2 protein-coding genes are annotated in these 21,234 nt (G+C 76.1%); both read left to right on the top strand.

The genetic code is table 11. The features are described from left to right. Positions 1-2 precede the first annotated feature (2 nt). A complete protein-coding gene (locus tag ABZ809_RS22780; RefSeq protein WP_357564592.1) occupies positions 3-10,361 on the top strand; it encodes a type I polyketide synthase in 10,359 nt (3,452 codons plus the stop codon). Positions 10,362-10,383: 22 nt separating this feature from the next. Next, positions 10,384-21,228, top strand: a complete 10,845-nt coding sequence (locus ABZ809_RS22775) for a type I polyketide synthase (RefSeq protein WP_357564591.1) — start codon at positions 10,384-10,386, stop codon at positions 21,226-21,228. Positions 21,229-21,234 lie beyond the last annotated feature (6 nt).

The raw sequence follows: 21,234 nt of genomic DNA, 5'->3' as shown, positions 1-21,234 counted from the left end.
ACATGGCCCACTCGGAGGAGAAGCTCGTCACCGCGCTGCGGGCCTCGCTGAAGGAGAACGAGTGGCTGCGGGAGCAGAACCGCAAGCTGGACTCGGTGCTGCGTGAGCCGATCGCCATCGTCGGCATGGCCTGCCGCTATCCCGGCGGGGTGCGGACCCCGGACGACCTGTGGGACCTGGTCGCCGCCGGTGGGGACGGGATCTCCACCTTCCCCACGGACCGGGGTTGGAACGTGGCGGAGTTGTACGACCCGACGCCGGGGGTGGCGGGGAAGTCGTACACGCGGGAGGGTGGTTTCCTGCACGACGCGGCGGAGTTCGACCCGGAGTTCTTCGGGATCAGCCCGCGTGAGGCGCTGACGATGGACCCGCAGCAGCGGCTGCTGCTGGAGGTCTCGTGGGAGGCGTTCGAGAGCGCCGGCATCGACCCCACCGGGCTGGCCGGCAGCGACACCGGTGTCTTCGCCGGCGTGATGTACCACGACTACCCGGAGAGCACCGCCACCGGCTCGATCGTGTCGGGCCGGGTCGCGTACAGCTTCGGCCTGGAGGGGCCGGCCGTCACCGTCGACACCGCGTGCTCGTCGTCGCTTGTCGCCCTGCACATGGCCGTGCAGGCGCTGCGCAACGGCGAGTGCTCGCTCGCGCTGGCCGGCGGGGCCACCGTGATGGCGACCCCCGCCACCTACGTCGGCTTCTCCCAGCAGCGCGGGCTGTCGCCGGACGGCCGGTGCAAGTCGTTCGCCGCCGCCGCCGACGGCACCGGCTTCGGCGAGGGCGCCGGCATGCTGGTCGTGGAGCGGCTCTCCGACGCCCGGCGCAACGGGCACCCGGTGCTCGCCGTCGTCCGTGGCTCGGCGGTCAACCAGGACGGCGCCTCCAACGGCCTGACCGCCCCGAACGGTCCGGCGCAGCGGCGGGTGATCCGGGCCGCGCTGTCCAACGCGCGGCTGTCGGCCAACCAGGTCGACGTGGTCGAGGCGCACGGCACCGGCACCACCCTGGGCGACCCCATCGAGGCGCAGGCCATCCTCGCCACCTACGGCCAGGACCGGGACCGGCCGCTGTGGCTCGGCTCGATCAAGTCGAACATCGGCCACACCCAGGCCGCCGCCGGCGTCGGCGGGATCATCAAGATGGTGCTCGCCATGCGGCACCGGCTGCTGCCGAAGACGCTGCACGTGGACGCCCCGAGCGACCAGGTCGACTGGACGGAGGGCGCGGTCTCCCTGCTGACCGAGGCCGTCGCCTGGCCCCGGGGCGCCGAGCCGTCCCGCGCCGCCGTGTCGTCCTTCGGGGTGAGCGGCACCAACAGCCACGTGATTCTGGAGGAGCCGCCCGCACCCGAGGCCGCGCAGCCCGAGGCTGAGGTGAGCGGCCCGGTGCCGTGGGTGCTGTCCGGCCGTACGCCCGACGCCCGCCGCGACCAGGCGGCCCGGCTGCTCGCCCACCTCGACCAGCACCCCGCCGCCCCGGCCGACGTCGCCGCCGCCCTGGCGGCGCGGGCCCGGTTCGAGCACCGGGCGGTCGTGGTCGGCACGGACCCCGCCGACCTGCGGGCCGGCCTGGCTGCCGTCGCGGCGGCCGAACCCGCCGCGACCGTCGCCACCGGCACCGCGCTGAAGACCGAGCCACGGGTCGTCTTCATGTTCCCCGGCCAGGGCTCGCAGTGGGTCGGCATGGCCGTCGAGCTGATGGACACCGCCGAGGTCTTCGCCGCCCGGATGGACGAGTGCGCGAAGGCTGTCGACGCGTTCACCGACTGGTCGCTGCTCGACGTCGTCCGGGGCGTGCCCGGCGCGCCGTCGCTCGACCGGGTGGACGTGGTGCAGCCGGTGCTGTTCGCCGTGATGGTGTCGCTCGCGGCGCTGTGGCGGTCGTACGGCGTGGCCCCCGCCGCTGTGGTGGGGCACTCGCAGGGCGAGATCGCCGCCGCCGTCGTCGCCGGTGCGCTCTCCCTCGACGACGGCGCCCGCGTGGTCGCGTTGCGCAGCCGGGCGATCGCCGCCGGGCTGGCGGGGCGCGGCGGCATGGCCTCGGTGGCGGCGGCGCGATCGGACGTCCAGGCGCGGCTCGCCCGGTGGGGTGACCGGATCTCGGTCGCGGCGGTCAACGGGCCCGCCGCCACCGTCGTCTCCGGCGAGCCCGAGGCCCTGCAGGAGCTGCTGGCCGCCTGCGAGGCCGACGGTGTCCGGATGCGGATGATCCCGGTGGACTACGCCTCGCACTCCGCGCAGGTGGAGGCCATCCGGGACGAGCTGCTGGGCGTCCTCGCCGACGTCCGGCCGCGCGGCGCCGACGTGCCGTTCTACTCCACGCTCACCGGCGAGGTCGCCGACACCTCGACGCTCGACGCCGGGTACTGGTACGCCAACCTGCGCGGCACGGTCCGGTTCGAGGAGGCGATCGACCGCCTGCTCGCCGACGGGCACGACGTCCTCGTGGAGATCAGCCCGCACCCCGTGCTCGGCATGGGCGTGCGGGAGATCCTGGACCGCGCCGACGCCCCGGCCGCGCTCGTCGGGTCGCTGCGGCGGGACGAGGGCGGCCTGTCGCGCTTCCTGCTCTCGCTGGCCGAGGCGCACGTCCGTGGCGTCGCCGTCGACTGGTCCCGGCACGCCCACGGCGTCGGGGCCCCGCTGCCGACGTACGCGTTCCAGCACCAGCGGTACTGGCAGCTCGCCGCGGCGTCCGCCGTGGACGCCCGGGGCCTCGGCGTCGACGTCGTCGACCACCCGCTGCTCGGGGCCGCGCTCACCGTCCCGGATCAGGACATCGTCGTGCTCGCCGGCCGGATCAGCCTGGATACGCACCCGTGGCTGGCCGACCACGCCGTCCTGGACACCGTCCTGCTGCCCGGCACGGCGCTCGTCGAACTCGCCGTCCGCGCCGGTGACGAGGTCGGCTGCCCGGCCGTCGAGGAACTCACCCTCACCACCCCGCTCGTCCTGCCGGCGCAGGGCGGGGTGGCCCTGCGGATCACCGTGGAGGCGCCGGACGAGCACGGCCGCCGGACGCTGGGCGTCTACGGGCAGACCGACACCGAGGCGACGGTGGGCATGTGGACCCGGCACGCCACCGGTGTCCTCGCCGCCGGCACGCCGGCGGGGGAGCGGCTCGCCGAGTGGCCGCCCGCCGACGCGCGGGCGGTCGACCTCGCCGACCTGTACGACCGGCTCGCCGGCCTGGGTCTCCAGTACGGTCCGGTGTTCCAGGGACTGCGGGCCGCGTGGCAGCGGGGCGACGAGACGTTCGCCGAGGTGTCCCTGCCGGAGGGCGCCGACACCGACGGCTTCGGGCTGCACCCGGCGCTGCTCGACGCCGCCCTGCACGCCCTCGCCGGGGAGGTCGGGGACGGCACCGCGCGGCTGCCGTTCGCCTGGAGCGGCGTGACGCTGCACGGGACGGGCGCGACGAGCCTGCGGGTCCGGCTCACCAGGAAGGGCGCGGACAGCGTCGCCCTGTCCGTCGCGGACCACGCCGGCGACCCGGTCGCCACCGTGGCGGCGCTCACCGTGCGCCCCGTGGCCGCGCAGGCGCTGCGCGGGCGCAGCGGCTTCGTCGAGTCGCTGTTCCGGCTGGAGCGGACGCCGTTGGCCGTCGGCCGGGCCGACCGTGGCGACTGGCAGACCGTGGGCGAGGCCCCGGTCTTCGACGCGCCGCCGGTGGCGCTGGCCGACGCGACGGCCGACACGCTGTTCCTGCCGTGCTTCTCCGCCGCACCCGGCGTCGCCGCGGCTTCCGAACTCACGGCGTACGCGCTGACCACCATCCAGCAGTGGCTCGCCGCACCGGACCTGGCCGAGACCAGGCTCGTCGTGGTGACCCGCCCGGGCGACCTGGCCGGGGCTGCGGTGCACGGCCTGGTCCGCTCCGCGCAGGCGGAGAACCCGGAGCGGATCGTCCTGCTGGAGGCCGACGACACGGCGGCCGACCTGGTGGCCGGGGCGCTGGCCACCGGCGAGCCGGTGCTCACCATCCGCGACGGCGCGGTGAGCGCGCCCCGCCTGGCCCGGGTTCCGGACGCAGGCGTCACCGGGCCGGCGGTGTTCGGCCCGGACAGCCGGGTGCTCGTCACCGGCGGCACCGGGACCCTCGGCGCGCTGGTCGCCCGCCACCTGGTCACCGAGCACGGGGTACGCGACCTCGTGCTGACCAGCCGCCGTGGCCTGGCCGCCGCCGGCGCGGTCGAGCTGCGCGACGAACTCACGGAACTGGGCGCGACGGTGACGGTGGCGTCCTGCGACGCGGCGGACCGCGAGCAGGTCGCGGCGTTGCTGGCGGCACACCCGGTCACCGGCGTCGTGCACACCGCCGGGGTGATGGCCGACGCCACCATCGCCACGCTCACCCCCGACCAGATCGCCCAGGTGCTGCGCCCCAAGGTGGACGCGGCCTGGCACCTGCACGAGCTGGCCGGCGACGTCACCGCCTTCGTGCTGTTCTCCTCGGCCGCGGGCATCTTCGGCAGCCCCGGCCAGGGCGCGTACGCGGCCGCGAACGCGCTGCTCGACGCCCTCGCGGAGCAGCGCCGGGCGGCGGGCCTGCCGGCCCACTCGCTCGCCTGGGGGCTGTGGGCCGAGCGCAGCGAGATGACCGCCGACGTGGGCGGCGCGCAGTTGAGCCGGATGGCGCGTACCGGCATGGGAGAGCTGTCCAGCAAGGACGGCCTGGCGCTGTTCGACGCCGCGCTGCGGTCGGCCGACACGGTGCTGGCGCCGGTGCCGATCGACCTCGCCGTGTTCGGCCGGGGCGACCGCGAGCCGCCGGAGCTGCTGCGCGGCCTCGTCCGCGCCCCGGCCCGCCGGGCGGTGGGCGGCTCGTCGCTGGCCCAGCGGCTGGCCGACGTGCCCGCCGAGCGCCGTACCGAGGTGGTGCTGGAGGTGGTCCTCACCCGGGTCGCGTCCGTGCTCGGCTACGCCCGGGCGGACCGGCTGCCGGCGGGCCGCGCCTTCAAGGAACTCGGCTTCGACTCGCTCACCGCGCTCGACCTGCGCAACCAGCTCAACGCGACGACCGGGCTGCGGCTGCCGGCGACGCTGGTGTTCGACTACCCGACGCCGGAACTGCTGGCCGGGCACCTGGTGGAGCAGCTGGGCGGCGGGCGGACGGCGACGACGGACGTCGCGGTGGCCCGGCACGACCACGAGCCGATCGTGATCGTGGGGATGGCGTGCCGCTTCCCCGGCGGCGTGCGCACCCCGGAGGACCTGTGGCGGCTGCTCGCCGGCGGCGGCGACGCGATCGGACCGTTCCCCACCGACCGGGGATGGCAGCTCGACACCCTGTTCGACCCCGACCCGGCCAACCCGGGCACCAGCTACGTCGACCAGGGCGGGTTCCTCTACGACGCGGCCAGCTTCGACCCCGGCTTCTTCGGCATCTCGCCGCGCGAGGCGCTGGCGATGGACCCGCAGCAGCGGCTGTTGCTGGAGACGTCGTGGGAGGCGCTGGAGCGGGCCGGGATCGACCCGACCTCGCTGCGCGGCAGCCGGACCGGCGTGTACGCGGGCGTCATGTACAACGACTACGGCAACGTGCTGAGCGCCTCCGCCGAGTCCGTCGACGGGTTCCTGTCCACCGGAAACTCCGGCGGGGTGATCTCCGGCCGGATCTCGTACTCGCTCGGGCTGGAGGGCCCGACGATGACCGTCGACACCGCCTGCTCGTCGTCGCTGGTCGCCCTGCACCTCGCCGTCTCCGCGCTGCGCAACGGGGAGTGCTCCCTCGCGCTCGCCGGGGGCGTGTCGGTGATGTCGACGCCGGGCACCTTCCTGGAGTTCTCCCGGCAGCGCAACCTCGCCCCCGACGGGCGGTGCAAGTCGTTCGCGGGCGCCGCCGACGGCACCTCGCTCTCGGAGGGCGTCGGCGTGCTGGTGGTGGAGCGGCTCTCCGAGGCCCGCCGCCACGGGCACCCGGTGCTCGCCGTGGTGCGGGGCTCGGCGGTGAACTCCGACGGCGCCTCCAACGGGCTGACCGCGCCGAACGGGCCGGCCCAGCAGCGGGTGATCCGGGCCGCCCTGGCGGACGCCCGGCTGTCGCCCGCCGAGGTCGACGTCGTCGAGGCACACGGCACGGGCACGACCCTGGGCGACCCGATCGAGGCGCAGGCCGTCCTCGCCACGTACGGCCAGGAGCGCGCGGCACCGGTGCTGCTCGGTTCGGTCAAGTCGAACCTCGGTCACACGCAGGCCGCCGCCGGGGTGGCCGGCATCATGAAGATGGTGCTGGCGCTGCGGCACGGCCTGCTGCCGCAGACCCTGCACGTGGACGAGCCCTCGCCGCACGTCGACTGGACCTCCGGCGCGGTACGCGTCGCCGCGACCCCGGTGCCGCTCGCCGCCGCCGACCGCCCGGTGCGGGCCGCCGTGTCGTCCTTCGGCATCAGCGGCACCAACGCGCACGTACTGCTGGAGCAGGTCGAGCCGGCGCCGCCGGTCGACGCGCCGGACGTCCCGTTCACGCCGTTGCTGCTGTCCGCGCGCACCGAGGAAGGGCTGCGGGAGCAGATCCCCCGGCTGCGCGCCCACCTCGCCGCCGAGCCGACGCTGCACCCGGTCGACGTCGCGCACACCCTGGCCACCGGGCGGGCCGGGTTCGCGCACCGCGCGGTGCTGCTCGGCGACGACGTCGTGACCGGCACGGCCGACGGCGGGAAGCTCGCGATGGTCTTCACCGGTCAGGGGGCGCAGCGGGTCGGGATGGCGGCGGAGCTGATGGGCTTTCCGGTGTTCGCGCGGGCGTTCGACGAGGTGTGTGGTGAGTTGGACCGGCATCTGGAGCGGCCGTTGCGGGAGGTGCTGGGCTCGGAGGAGTTGCATCAGACGGGGTGGACGCAGCCGGCGTTGTTCGCGGTCGAGGTGGCGTTGTTCCGGTTGTTCGAGTCGTGGGGTGTGCGGCCGGACTTCGTGGCGGGGCACTCGATCGGTGAGCTGGCCGCCGCGCACGTGGCGGGTGTCTGGTCGCTGGCCGACGCCGCGAAGGTGGTGGCGGCGCGCGGCCGGTTGATGCAGGCCCTGCCGCCGGGTGGGGCGATGGTGGCCGTGCGGGCCACGGAGGCGGACGTCGTGCCGAAGCTGTCGGACCAGGTGGCGATCGCGGCGGTGAACGGGCCGGAGTCGGTGGTGCTCTCCGGCGAGGAGGCCGCCACGCTCGCCGTCGCCGAACAGCTGACCGGGCGGGGCCGCAAGGCGCGGCGGCTGACCGTGTCACACGCGTTCCACTCGCCGCTGATGGACCCGATGCTCGACGACTACCGCGCGGTCGTGGCCCAGGTGGAGTGCCGGGAGCCGGCCATCGCGCTGATCTCGACGGTGACGGGCGGAGTGACCACCCTCGACACCGACTACTGGGTGCGGCAGGTGCGCGAACCCGTCCGGTTCGCCGACGCGGTCACCGCGCTGGCCGCGTCCGGGGCGACCACCTTCCTGGAGATCGGCCCCGACGCGGTGCTCACCGCGCTCGGCCGGAACGTGGCCGAGGGCACCTGGATCCCGGTCTGCCGCAAGGGCCGCGCCGAGCCGGACACCGTGGCCGCCGCGTTCGCCCGGCTCGCCGTACGCGGCGCGCGCATCGACTGGTCGGCGGTGGCGCCGGGCCGGACGGTGGAGCTGCCCACCTCCGCCTTCCAGCACCAGACGTACTGGCCGCGGGCGGGCGCCGGCACCGGCGACGCGAGCGGGCTGGGCCAGACGCGGACGAACCACCCGCTGCTGGGCGCGGCGGTCGAGCTGCCGGACGGCGGCGCGGTGTTCACCGGCCGGCTCGCGCTCACCACCCACCCGTGGCTCGCCGACCACGCGGTCGCGGACCTGGTGCTGCTGCCCGGCGCCGCGCTCGTCGAGTTGTCGGCGTACGCCGGCGGCGAGGTCGGCTGCCCCCGGGTCGAGGAACTGACGCTTGAGGCGCCGCTGGTGCTGCCGGAGGCCGGCGGCGTCCAGGTGCGGGTGACGGTGGGCGGACCGGCGCCGGACGGCGGCCGGGACGTCAGCGTCCACTCGCGGGTCGAGAACGAGGACGGGTGGACGGCCCACGCGACGGGCCGGCTCACCCCGGTCGGGACGGCCGGTGCCGACCTGCGGGCCTGGCCCCCGGACGCGGAACCGGTCGACGTGTCCACGACGTACGACGACCTGTTCGCGCGCGGCCTGCGCTACGGCCCGGTCTTCCAGGGCCTGACCGCGGCGTGGCGGCGCGGGGACGAGGTGTTCGCGGAGATCACCCTGCCGGAGCAGGCGCACGACGACGCCGGCCGCTTCGGCCTGCACCCGGCGCTGCTGGACGCCGCCCTGCACGCGGCGGCGGCGACCGGCGACGGCGAGGTGGTGCTGCCGTTCTCGTGGCGCGGGGTCACCCTGCACACGGCGGGTGCCACCCGGCTGCGGGCCCGGATCTCCTCGGGCGACGGCCCGGCGGCGATCACCCTCGCCGACGCGACGGGTGCCCCGGTGGCCTCGGTCGAGGCGCTGGCGGTGCGCCCGGTGTCGCCGGACCAGCTCGCCGCCCTGCGCCGCGACCGCCACGAGTCGCTGCTGCACCTGGAGTGGACGCCCGTGACCGAGCCGCCCCGGCCGCGTACGGTCGCGGTGCTCGGGGCCGGGATCGACGGCCTCGACGCGACCGCGTACCCCGACCTGGCGGCCCTCGGCGCGGCCGTCGAGGCCGGCGCCGCGGTGCCCGAGGTGGTGCTGGCGCGGTGCCTCCCGGACCGGGGTCCGGCGGAGGACGTACGGGCCCGGGCGGCCACCCACCAGACGCTCGCCCTCGCGCAGCAGTGGCTCGCCGACGAGCGGTTCGCCACCTCCCGGCTGGCCGTGCTGACCAGCGGCGCGGTGGCCACCCGTCCCGACGCCGACGTCACCGACCTCGCCGGGGCCGCGGTCTGGGGCCTGATCCGCTCCGCGCAGTCCGAACACGGCGACCGGTTCGTCCTGGTCGACGTCGACCAGGACACCGACCCCGGGCTGCCCGCCGCGCTCGGCAGCGACGAGCCGCAACTCGCCGTCCGTGGCACCGGGCTCCTGGTGCCCCGCCTGGCGCGGGCCGGCGTCACCGCCGACGCCGGGGCGACCGCCTTCGAGGGGGCCGTCCTGGTCACGGGCGCCACCGGCGTGCTCGGTCGGCTCGTCGCCCGGCACCTGGTCACCCGGCACGGGGTCCGCGAGCTGGTCCTGGCCAGCCGCAGCGGCCCCGCCGCCGAGGGCGCGACCGAGCTGCGCGACGAACTCGTCGCCCTCGGGGCCGAGGTCACCGTCGCCGCGTGCGACGTCGCCGACCGCGACGCGCTCGCCGCGCTGCTCGCCGCGCACCCGGTGCGCGGGGTGGTGCACACGGCGGGCGTCGTGGACGACGGCGTCATCTCCTCGCTGACCCCGGAGCGGGTCGACCGGGTGCTGCGGCCCAAGGTCGACGCCGCGACGAACCTGCACGAGCTGACCGGGGACCTGACCGCGTTCGTCCTGTTCTCCTCGGCCTCCGGCGTGCTCGGCGGGCCCGGCCAGGGCAACTACGCCGCCGGCAACGCCTACCTGGACGCGCTCGCCCAGCACCGGCGGGCGAACGGGCAGCCGGCCGTGTCGCTGGCCTGGGGCCGCTGGGAGCAGGCGGGCATGGCCGAGCAGTTGACCGAGGCCGACCTGCGGCGCATGTCGCGCTCGGGCGTCGGCGCGCTCACCGTCGACGAGGCGCTGGCCCTGTTCGACGCGGCGCTGCACGCCCAGGGCATGGTGGCGCCCATCCGGCTCGACCACCGGGCCCTGCGGGACCGCGCCGTCGCGGGCATGGTGCCGCCGCTGCTGCGCGGCCTGGTCCGGGTGCCCGCCCGGCGGGCGGCCGACGCCGACGCGGGCGCGGCCGACGCGCTGCGGCAGCGGCTCGCCGGCCGCGACGCCGAGGAGGCCGGGGCCATCCTGCTCGACCTGGTACGTACCCAGGTGGCGGGCGTGCTGGCGTACCCGGACCCGGGGGCCGTCGCCGCCGACCGGCCGTTCAGCGAGCTGGGCTTCGACTCGCTCACCGCCGTCGAGCTGCGCAACCGGGTGAGCGCGGCGACCGGGCTGCGGCTCTCCGCGACGCTGGTGTTCGACCACCCGACGTCGAACGCCCTCGCCGCGCACCTGCGGGCCGAACTCGCCGGCGAGACGGGTGGCGCCAACGCGGTACTGGCCGCGTTCGCCGAACTCGACCGCCTCGAGGCGGCCCTGCCGGACGTCGACGAGCAGGCCCGTACGCGGCTCTCGCTGCGCCTGCGCGACGTGCTGTCGAAGCTCGGCGGCGAGCCGGCAGCCACCGGGAACGACATCGAATCCGCGACCGACGACGAGGTCTTCGCTCTCATCGACAGCGAACTGGGGATCTCATGACTGTGCGAGGAGGGCGACCGTAGTGGCCAACGAGGACAAGCTCCGGGACTACCTGAAGCGGGTCACGGTCGACCTGCAGAAGACCCGGCAGCGCCTGCACGAGGCGGAGGCGTCCGCGCACGAGCCGGTCGCGATCGTCGGCATGGCCTGCCGCTACCCGGGCGGCGTGAGCAGCCCCGAGGACCTGTGGCGGCTGGTGGAGTCCGGCACCGACGCGACCGGCGCGTTCCCGACCGACCGCGGGTGGGACCTGGAGTCGCTCTACGACCCCGAGTCGAGCCGGGAGGGCACCTCCTACACCACGCGCGGCGGCTTCCTGTACGACGCGGCGGACTTCGACCCGACGTTCTTCGGCATCAGCCCGCGTGAGGCGGTCGGGCTGGACCCGCAGCAGCGGCTGATGCTGGAGGTGGCGTGGGAGACGCTGGAGCGGGCCGGCATCGATCCGGCCTCGCTCACGGGCAGCCCGACCGGCGTCTTCACCGGCCTGATGTACCACGACTACCTGGGCAGCAACAGCTCCGGCAGCGTGGTCTCCGGCCGGGTCGCCTACACGCTGGGCACGGAGGGACCCGCGGTCACCGTGGACACCGCCTGCTCGTCGTCCCTCGTGGCGCTGCACCTGGCGATCCAGGCCCTGCGCCGGGGCGACTGCACGCTCGCGCTCGTCGGCGGCGTCTCGGTCATGGCGACGCCGCTGACGTTCGTCGAGTTCTCCCGCCAGCGTGGCCTGTCGCCGGACGGCCGCTGCCGGTCGTACTCGGCGGACGCCGACGGCACGGGCTTCGCCGAGGGCGTGGGCGTACTGCTCGTGGAGCGGCTGTCGGACGCGCTGCGCAACGGCCACCGCGTCCTGGCGGTCGTCCGGGGCTCCGCGGTCAACCAGGACGGCGCGTCGAACGGGCTGACCGCCCCGAACGGGCCGTCGCAGCAGCGGGTCATCGAGGCGGCGCTTGTCGACGCGGGCCTGTCGACGCGCCAGGTCGACGTGGTCGAGGGGCACGGCACCGGGACGACCCTGGGCGACCCGATCGAGGCGCAGGCGCTGCTCGCGACCTACGGCCAGGACCGGGAGGAACCGCTCTGGCTCGGCTCGGTGAAGTCGAACATCGGCCACACCCAGGCCGCGGCCGGGGTCGCCGGGATCATCAAGATGGTGGAGGCGATCCGGCGCGGCGTGCTGCCCGCGACGCTGCACGCCGAGCAGCCGTCGGACCAGGTGGACTGGACGGCCGGGAACGTGCGGCTGCTGACCGAGGCCACGCCGTGGCCCCTGACCGGGCAGCCGCGCCGGGCGGCGGTCTCCTCGTTCGGGTTCAGCGGCACGAACGCCCACGTGATCGTGGAGCAGGCGCCGGAGGTCGAGGCGCCCGAGCCGGCCTCGGCGCCGGTGACGTCGCTGCTGGTCACCGCCCGCGACGCCGACGGGCTGCGGGACCAGGCGCGGCGGCTGTCCGCGGTGGCGGCGCGGGTCGAGCCCGCGGAACTGGGCTACGCCCTGGCCACCACCCGGTCCCGCTTCGCGCACCGGGCCGCGGTGGTGGGCTCCTCCGCCAAGGAGTTGAGCGCGGGCCTGGCCGCCCTGGCCGGCGACGAGCAGGCCGCCAACCTGGTGCGGGGCCGGGCCACGGACGGCCGGGTCGCGATGCTCTTCTCCGGGCAGGGCGCACAGCGGCTGGGCATGGGGCGCGGCCTGTACGCGGCGTACCCGGAGTTCGCGGCGGCGTTCGACGAGGTGTGCGCGGCGCTGGACCCGCACCTGGACCGGCCGCTGCGCGACATCCTCGACACCGAGGACCTGCACCTGACCGCCTGGACCCAACCCGCCCTGTTCGCCGTCGAGGTGGCCCTGTACCGGCTCGTCCGGTCGTGGGGGGTCACCCCGGCTGTCCTGGCCGGGCACTCGATCGGTGAGCTGGCCGCCGCGCACGTCGCGGGCGTGTTCCCGCTGGCTGACGCGGCCCGCCTGGTCGCGGCGCGCGGCCGGCTGATGCAGGCGCTGCCGGCCGGTGGGGCGATGCTCGCCGTGCAGGCCACCGAGGACGAGGTCACGCCGCTGCTCGGCGCGGACGTCGACATCGCCGCCGTCAACGGCCCCGACTCGGTGGTCGTCTCCGGCACGGAGGAGGCGGTGGCGGCGGTGGCCGCGCGGTTCGCCGACCGGCGGACCCGGCGGTTGACCGTGTCGCACGCCTTCCACTCGCCGCTGATGGACCCGATGCTCGCGGAGTTCCGGGCGGTGGCCGCCACGGTGTCCTACGCGCCACCGGCGATTCCGGTGGTCTCGACGGTCACCGGTGCGCCGGTGGGCGACGAACTGGCGACGCCGGAGTACTGGGTGGGGCAGGTCCGCGCCACCGTGCGCTTCGCGGACGCGGTACGCGCCGTCGCCGCGACCGGCGTCACGACGTTCCTCGAACTGGGCCCGGACTCGGTGCTCGCCACCATGGCGGCGGACTGCCTGGACGGCGACGTGCTGGCCACGCCGGTGCTGCGCCGGGAGCGGGACGAGCCGCGTGCCCTGGTGGAGGCGCTGGCGCGGCTGGAGACCCGGGGCGTCACCGTGGACGCGGAGGCGTTCTACCACCGGTCCGGGCTGTCCCGGGTCGACCTGCCGACGTACGCCTTCCAGCACGAGCGGTTCTGGCAGGACAGCGTCGGCCCGGCCGGCTCCGCCGAGGCCGACGACGACGGCCTGTGGGCGGCCGTGGACAGCGGTGACCTCGACACGGTGGTCACCACGCTCGACGTGGACCCGCAGGCGCCCCTGGCGTCGGTGCTGCCCGCGCTGTCCGCGTGGCGCAGGGGGCGGCAGGAGCGGTCCACCCTGGACGGCTGGCGCTACCAGGCGCGGTGGGAGCGCCGCCCCGGCGGCACCCCGGGCACGCTGACCGGCACCTGGCTGCTGGTGCTCCCCGGGCCGGCGGTCACCGGTGACACGGGTGCCGCCGTCGCCGACGCGCTCGCCGCGCACGGCGCCACCGTCGTCACCACCGGTCCCGACGACCTGGCGGGCCACCTCGACGGGGAGCTGGCCGGCGTGGTGTCGCTGCTCGCGCTCGACGAGGCGTTCCTGCCCGACCACCCCGGAGTCCCGGCGGGCACGGCCGCCACCCTCGAACTGGTCCGCACCCTCGCCGGGCGGGGCGTCCCGCTGTGGTGCCTCACCCGGGGCGCCGTCGCCACCTCGCCGGCCGACCCGGTGACCGGGGTGGCCCAGTCGCAGGTGTGGGGTCTCGGCCGGGCCGCCGCGCTGGAGCTGCCGGACACCTGGGGTGGCCTGGTCGACCTGCCCGCCGAGCTGGACGGGCGCACCGCCGCCGCGCTGGCCGGCGTGCTCGCCGGCATCGGCGAGGACCAGGTCGCCGTGCGTCCCGACGGGGTGTTCGCCCGCCGGCTGCACCGCGCGCCGGTGACCGGCAACCCGCGCTGGCGCGGCGCGTCCGGCACCGTGCTGGTCACCGGAGGCACCGGCACCCTCGGCATCGAGGCCGCCCGGCTGTACGCGCGGCACGGCGCCGAGCGGGTCGTCCTGCTGAGCCGGCGCGGCACCGCCCCCGCCGAGGTGCTCGACGAGCTGCGCGGGCTGGGCGCCGAGGTCGACGTCGTCGCCTGCGACGTGGCCGACCGCGCGGCCCTGGAGGCGGTGGTCGCCCGCTACCCCGACGTGCGTGCCGTGCTGCACGTGGCGGGGCTGGCGCAGCTCACCGGCATCGTGGACATGGAGCTCGCCGAGTTCACCGACGTGGTCTCCGCCAAGGTCGCCGGCGCCGCCAACCTGGATGCGATCTTCGCCGATCGCGACCTCGACGAGTTCGTGCTCTTCTCCTCCGTGGCCGGTGTCTGGGGCAGCGGCGGACAGGCCGCCTACGCCGCGGGCAACGCCTACCTGTGCGCCCTCGCCGAGGCGCGGCGCGGCCGGGGGCAGGTCGCCACCGCCCTGGCCTGGGGGCCGTGGGCCGAGAGCACCCTGGTGGACGACGACATGTCGGCCAACCTGCGCAGGCGGGGCCTGGCGCCGATGGCGCCGGACCGCGCCGTCGCGGCCATGCGTACCGCCCTGGCGGCCGGCGACACGGCCGTCGTGCTCGCGGACCTGGACTGGGCCGCGTTCGTGCCGTCGTTCACCGCGCTGCGGCCCAGCCGGCTGTTCGACACGATCCCCGAGGCGGTCGCCGACGAGGAGCCCACCGGGCCGTCCTCGTCGTCGGACTTCGCCCGCCAGCTCGCCGCGCTGCCGGAGGCGGACCGCCTCGACCACGCCGTCGGGCTGGTCCGCACGCAGGTCGCGCTCACCCTCGGCTACGCGGGCCCGGAGGCGGTCGAGCCGACGTCGGCGTTCAAGGAGCTGGGTTTCGACTCGGTCACCGCCGTCGAGTTCCGCAACCGGATGGTCGAGGCCACCGGCGTGCGGCTCTCCGCGGCCGTCGCCTTCGACTACCCGACCCCGGTCGCCCTGGCCGAGCACCTGCTGGCCAGCGGTCGCACCGAGGTGGTGGTCGGCACCGTCGCCGCCGACGAGCCGATCGCCATCGTCGGCATGAGCTGCCGGTTCCCCGGCGGCGTCAGCTCGCCCGAGGAGCTGTGGGCGATGCTGCGCGAGGGGCGCGACGGCATCGGCCCGTTCCCCACCGACCGCGGCTGGGACCTCGACAGCCTGTTCCACCCCGACCCGGAGCACTCCGGGACCAGCTACGTCCGGGAGGGCGGCTTCATCGCCGACCTGCCCGGCTTCGACGCGGCCTTCTTCGGCATCAGCCCCCGCGAGGCGGAGGCCATGGACCCGCAGCAGCGGCTGGTGCTGGAGGCGTCCTGGGCGGCCTTCGAGGACGCGGGCATCGACCCGACGGCGCTGCGGGGCAGCGCGACCGGCGTGTACGTCGGCGCCAACAACGTCGACTACGCCCGGATCACCGGCGCGGCCGGGGCGAGCGCGGAAGGCTTCATGGCCACCGGCAACGCCGCGAGCATCCTCTCCGGCCGCCTCTCCTACGTGCTGGGGCTGGAGGGCCCGGCCGTCACGGTGGACACCGCCTGCTCGTCGTCGCTGGTGGCGATGCACCTGGCGGTCGGGGCGCTGCGCTCGGGCGAGTGCGCGATGGCGGTCGCGGGTGGCGTGACCGCCATGTCGACGCCGGGCGCGTTCCTGGAGTTCAGCCGGATGCGGGGGCTCGCCCCGGACGGGCGCTGCAAGGCGTTCGCGGCCGGCGCGGACGGCACCAACTGGGGCGAGGGCATCGGCATGGTCGTCCTCGAACGGCTCTCCGACGCGCTGGCGGCGGGCCACGAGGTGCTGGCCGTGCTGCGCGGGACCGCCGTTAACCAGGACGGCGCGTCCAACGGGCTGACCGCGCCGAACGGGCCGTCGCAGCAACGGGTCATCCGGCAGGCGCTGGCCGACGCCGGGCTGTCCCCGTCCGACGTGGACGTGGTCGAGGCGCACGGCACCGGCACGACGCTGGGCGACCCGATCGAGGTCGACGCGCTGTTCGCCACGTACGGGCAGGACCGCGCCGCCGACCGGCCGCTCTGGCTCGGCTCGGTCAAGTCGAACATCGGGCACACCCAGGCGGCGGCGGGCGTCGCCGGAGTGATCAAGATGGTGCTCGCGTTGCGGCACGGCGAACTGCCCCGGACCCTGCACGTGGCCGAGCCGACGACGCACGTCGACTGGGCGGGCGGGGTCCGGCTGCTGGCCGAGGCGCAGCCGTGGGGGCGCAACGGGCACCCGCGTCGCGCCGGTGTCTCGTCGTTCGGCTTCAGCGGCACCAACGCCCACCTCCTCGTCGAGGAGGCCCCGGAGCCGCCCGAGGCCGCCCGGCCGCACGACGGCGGGCCGGTCGCGCTGGTGCTCTCGGCCCGGTCGGACGGCGCGCTGCGCCAGCAGGCCGCCGAGATCGAGCCGCTCCTGGCCGACCTGTCGCCGCGCGACCTGGCGTACTCGCTGTCGCTGCGGACCGCCCACCCGCGCCGCGCGGTCGTGGTCGGCGGGGCCGACGAGCTGCGCGCCGGCCTCGCCGCCCTCGCGGCGGGGCAGCCGGCGCCGAACCTGGTCACCGGGGTCGCCGCCGGCACCCCCGGCAAGGTGGCGTTCTCGTTCCCGGGGCAGGGCTCGCAGTGGATCGGCATGGCCGTGGAGCTGCTCGACTCCTCCCCGGTGTTCGCCGCGCGGATGGCCGAGTGCGCCGCCGCCCTGGCGCCGCACGTGGACTGGTCCCTGGAGGACGTCCTGCGGGAGGGCCGGGACCTGGACCGGGTGGACGTCGTCCAGCCCGTCCTGTTCGCCGTGATGGTGTCGCTGGCCGAGCTGTGGCGGCACCACGGCGTCGAGCCCGCCGCCGTGGTCGGGCACTCGCAGGGTGAGATCGCCGCCGCCTGCGTGGCGGGCGCCCTCTCCGTGGCGGACGCGGCCAGGGTCGTGGCCCTGCGCAGCCGGGCGCTGCTGCGCCTGTCCGGCAAGGGCGGCATGGTGTCCGTGCCGCTGCCGGCGGCCGAGGTGCGGGACCGGCTGGAACGCTTCGGCGGCCGGGTGACCGTCGCGACCGTCAACGGGCCCCGCACCACGGTGGTGGCCGGCGAGCTGGACGGCCTCGACGAGCTGCTGGCCGAGTGCGAGCGCGACGGCGTCCGCGCCAAGCGCATCCACGTGGACTACGCGTCGCACTCGGCGTACGTGGCGGAGATCCGCGACGAGCTGCTCGACGTGCTGGCGGGGCTGGAGCCGCGCCGGCCCGAGGTGCCGATCTACTCGACCGTGGACGACCGCTGGCTGGACGACGTGGCCATGGACGCCGAGTACTGGTACCGCAACCTGCGCCAGACGGTGTGGTTCGAGCCCGCGATCCGGGCCCTGCTCGGCGCGGGTGTCACCACGATCGTGGAGGTCAGCCCGCACCCCGTGCTGACCATCGGCGTGCAGGACGTGATCGACGACGCGGAGGCCGCCGCCACCGTGGTCGGCTCGCTGCGCCGGGACGAGGGCGGCCCGGCCCGCTTCCTGCTCTCCCTCGGCGAGGCGCACACGCACGGCGTACGGCCCCGCTGGGGCGTCGAGGGGGCGCGCCGGGTCCGGCTGCCCGGCTACCCGTTCCAGCACGAGCGCTACTGGCCCACCACCGGGGCGGTCACCGCCGACGCGGCCGGGCTGGGGCTCGGCGCCACCGAGCACCCGCTGCTCGGCGCGGCGGTCGCGCTGGCCGACACCGACGGTCTGCTGTTCACCGGCAGGCTGTCGCTGGCCGCGCACCCGTGGCTGGCCGACCACCAGGTCGGTGGGCAGGTGATCGTGCCCGGCACCGCGTTCGTGGAGCTCGCGGTCCGTGCTGGCGACGAGGTGGGCTGCGGTCGTGTCGAGGAGCTGACCCTGACCGCCCCCCTGGTCCTGCCCGAGAAGGGCGGGGTCCAGGTGCAGATGCGGGTCGGCGGGCCGGACGAGACCGGGCAGCGGCAGGTGACCATCCACTCCCGCCCGGACGGGGTCGCCACCGACGCGGCGCCGTGGGTGCGACACGGCGTCGGCCTGCTCGCCCCCGCGCAACCGCCGACCGGGTTCGACACCGTCTGGCCGCCGCAGGCCGAGCCCGTGCCGTCCGACGAGCTGTACGCCACCCTGGCCGCGGCCGGCCTCGCGTACGGCCCGACGTTCCAGGGCGTACGCCGGGTGTGGCGCGACGGCGAGGACGTCCTCGCGGAGGTCGCGCTGCCCACGGCCGCCGCCCGGACGGCGGCCGGGTACGGCCTGCACCCGGCGCTGCTCGACGCCGCGCTGCACCCGCTCGCGCTCGCGGCCGGCAGCACCGGGGCGCTGCTCCCGTTCGAGTGGAGCGGCGTGTCCGTGCACGCCGTCGGCGCGACCGAACTGCGCGTCCGGCTGCGTCCGCGCGGCCGGAACACGGTCGCGGTGACCGTCGCCGACCAGACCAACACGGTGGTCGCCGAGGTGGAGTCGCTGGTGCTGCGGGAGGCCACCGCGCCCGCCCAGCCGAGCACCCACCACGACGCCCTGTTCCGCGTCGAGTGGACCCCGGTCGCCGCCACGGCGGACGCGCCGGACGGCCGTTGGGCGGCGCTCGGCGGCTGCACCCTGCCGCAGGACGCCGGCCTGGTCACCGACACCTACCCGGACCTGGACACGCTGCGGGCCCGCGTCGCGGCGGGCGCTCCGGTGCCCGCCCTGGTCGCCCTGCCCTGCCCGGCCGGCCCGGCCGACGATCCCGCCAAGGCGGCGCACCGGGTCGTCCACGACACCCTCGCGGTGCTGCGCGAGTGGCTCGCGGAGGAGCGGTTCGCCGAGGCCCGGCTGGTCGTCGTCACCCGGGGCGCGGTGAGCGTGCACGAGGCGGCCGGCGACCTGGCCGGCTCGCCGGTGTGGGGCCTGCTCCGGTCGGCCCAGAGCGAGCACCCGGACCGCTTCGTCCTGCTCGACGTCGACGACCGCGAGCCGCACCGGGCGCTCGCGGCGGCGGTCGCGGCCGACGAGCCGCAGCTCGCCGTCCGGGACGGTGTCGCGCTGGTGCCCCGGCTCGCCCGGGCGGCCAGCAGCCCCGCGCTGGTGCCGCCGCCGGCCGACCGCTGGCGGTTGGACGTCACCGAGCGGGGCACGCTGGACAACCTCGCCCTGCTGCCGGAGGCGGAGGAGACCCGCGTCCTGGAGCCGGGTCAGGTGCGCATCGCGATGCGGGCCGCCGGCCTGAACTTCCGGGACGTGCTGATCGCCCTCGACATGTACCCCGGTGGCGGGGCGATGGGCGGCGAGGGCGCCGGCGTGGTCGTGGAGACCGGGCCGGACGTCACGGGCGTCGCGGTCGGCGACCGGGTCATGGGCCTGTTCTACGGCGCCTTCGGCACGGAGGTGGTCACCGACGCGCGGATGGTCGCCCCGGTGCCGTCGGGGTGGTCGTTCCACGTGGCGGCGTCGACCCCGATCGCGTTCTGCACCGCCTACTACGCGCTTGTCGACCTGGCCCGGGTCAAGCCGGGGGAGCGGGTGCTGGTGCACGCCGCGTCCGGTGGCGTCGGCATGGCCGCCGTCCGGCTCGCCCGGCACTTCGGCGCCGAGGTGTACGGCACGGCGAGCACCGGCAAGTGGGACGCGCTGCGGGCGATGGGCCTGCCGGAGACGCACATCGGCAACTCCCGCACGCTGGAGTTCGAGGAGCGGTTCGGCGGGGCCGGCATCGACGTGGTGATCGACTCGCTGGCGAAGGACTTCGTCGACGCCTCGCTGCGCCTGCTCGGTCGCGGCGGCCGGTTCATCGAGATGGGCAAGACCGACGTACGCGACCCGCAGCGGGTCGCCGAGGACCACCCGGGCGTCGCGTACCAGGCGTTCGACCTGCTCGCCATCGACCCGGCGCGGGTCGGCGCGATCCTGCGGGAGGTGCTCGCGCTCTTCGAGGCGGACAGCTTCACGCCGTTGCCGGTCCGGACGTACGACCTGCGCCGCGCCCCGGAGGCGTTCCGGACGATGTCCAAGGCGCAGCACGTCGGCAAGCTCGTGCTCACCGTGCCGCCCCGGCGGGATCCCGACGGCACGGTGCTGATCACGGGCGGCACCGGCACGCTCGGCGGCATGCTGGCCCGCCACCTGGTGACCCGGCGCGGGGTGCGGCACCTGCTGCTCACCAGCCGGCGTGGCCCGGACGCGGCCGGCGCCGCCGAGCTGGTGGCCGAGCTGACCGGGTACGGGGCGGAGGTCACCGTCGCCGCCTGCGACGCGGCCGACCGGACCGCGCTGGCCGCGACCCTGGCCGCGATCCCCGCCGCGCACCCGTTGACCGCCGTGGTGCACACGGCGGGCGTGCTCGCCGACGCGGTGGTGACCGCGCTGACCCCCGAGCAGGTCGACGCGGTGTTGCGCCCGAAGGTCGACGCCGCGGTCAACCTGCACGAGCTGACGCTGGACGGCGAGCTGGCCGAGTTCGTCGTGTTCTCGGCGGCGGCCGGCACGCTCGGCGGCCCCGGGCAGGGCAACTACGCGGCGGCGAACACCTTCCTGGACGCGCTCGTGGCGCGGCGCCGGGCAGCCGGGCTGCCCGCCCGGTCGCTGGCCTGGGGGCTGTGGAGCGAGGCGAGCGGGATGACCGCCCACCTGGATGCCAACGACCGCGCCCGGATGGCCCGGGTCGGGCTGCTGGAGCTGTCGGCGGAGCAGGGCATGGCGCTCTACGACGCCACGGAGCTCATCGACGAGCCGTTGCTGGTGCCGATGCCGGTCGACCCGGCGGCCCTGCGCGAGCTGGGCCGGGTGGGCCTGCTGCCGGTGCTGCTGCGGGGCCTGGTGCGGGGCCCGTCCCGCCGGGCGGTGGAGCAGGCGACGCAGTCGCCCGGCGCACTGCGGGACAGCCTGGCGAGCCAGAGCGGCCCGCAGCGGCGGCACACCGCGCTGGAGTTCGTCAAGGCGCAGGCCGCCGCCGTGCTCGGCCACGCCAGCGCGAGCGCCGTGGACCCCGACCGGCCGTTCACCGAGCTGGGGTTCGACTCGCTGACCGCCGTCGAGTTCCGCAACCGGCTCAAGTCGGCCACCGGGCTGAAGCTCTCCGCCACCATGGTCTTCGACCACCCGACCGCCGCGGCGCTCACCGACCACCTGCTGGCCGGGCTGGCCCCGGTCGAGGTGGATCCGGCCGCGCCGCTGCTGGCCGAGCTGGACCGGTTGGAGCGCTCGTTCGCCCAGGCCGGCGCGGCTGGCCTGGAGGACTCCGTCAAGGCTCGGATTACCGATCGGTTGCACGCGGTGATGTCGAATTGGCGTGGCAGGTCCGACGTGGACTCCGAACCCGACGGGCCGGACGTGGGCCTGGTGCTGCAGACCGCCTCGGCCGACGACCTGTTGCGGTTCATCGACGACGAACTTGGCGCCGGCTGATCCACG

It is taken from the genome of Micromonospora sp. NPDC047074 (assembly GCF_040643815.1).
In the GTDB taxonomy this organism is placed as follows: domain Bacteria; phylum Actinomycetota; class Actinomycetes; order Mycobacteriales; family Micromonosporaceae; genus Micromonospora.
Note: the sequence above shows the minus strand (reverse complement) of the source record. Positions and strands in the feature narration are given on the sequence as shown.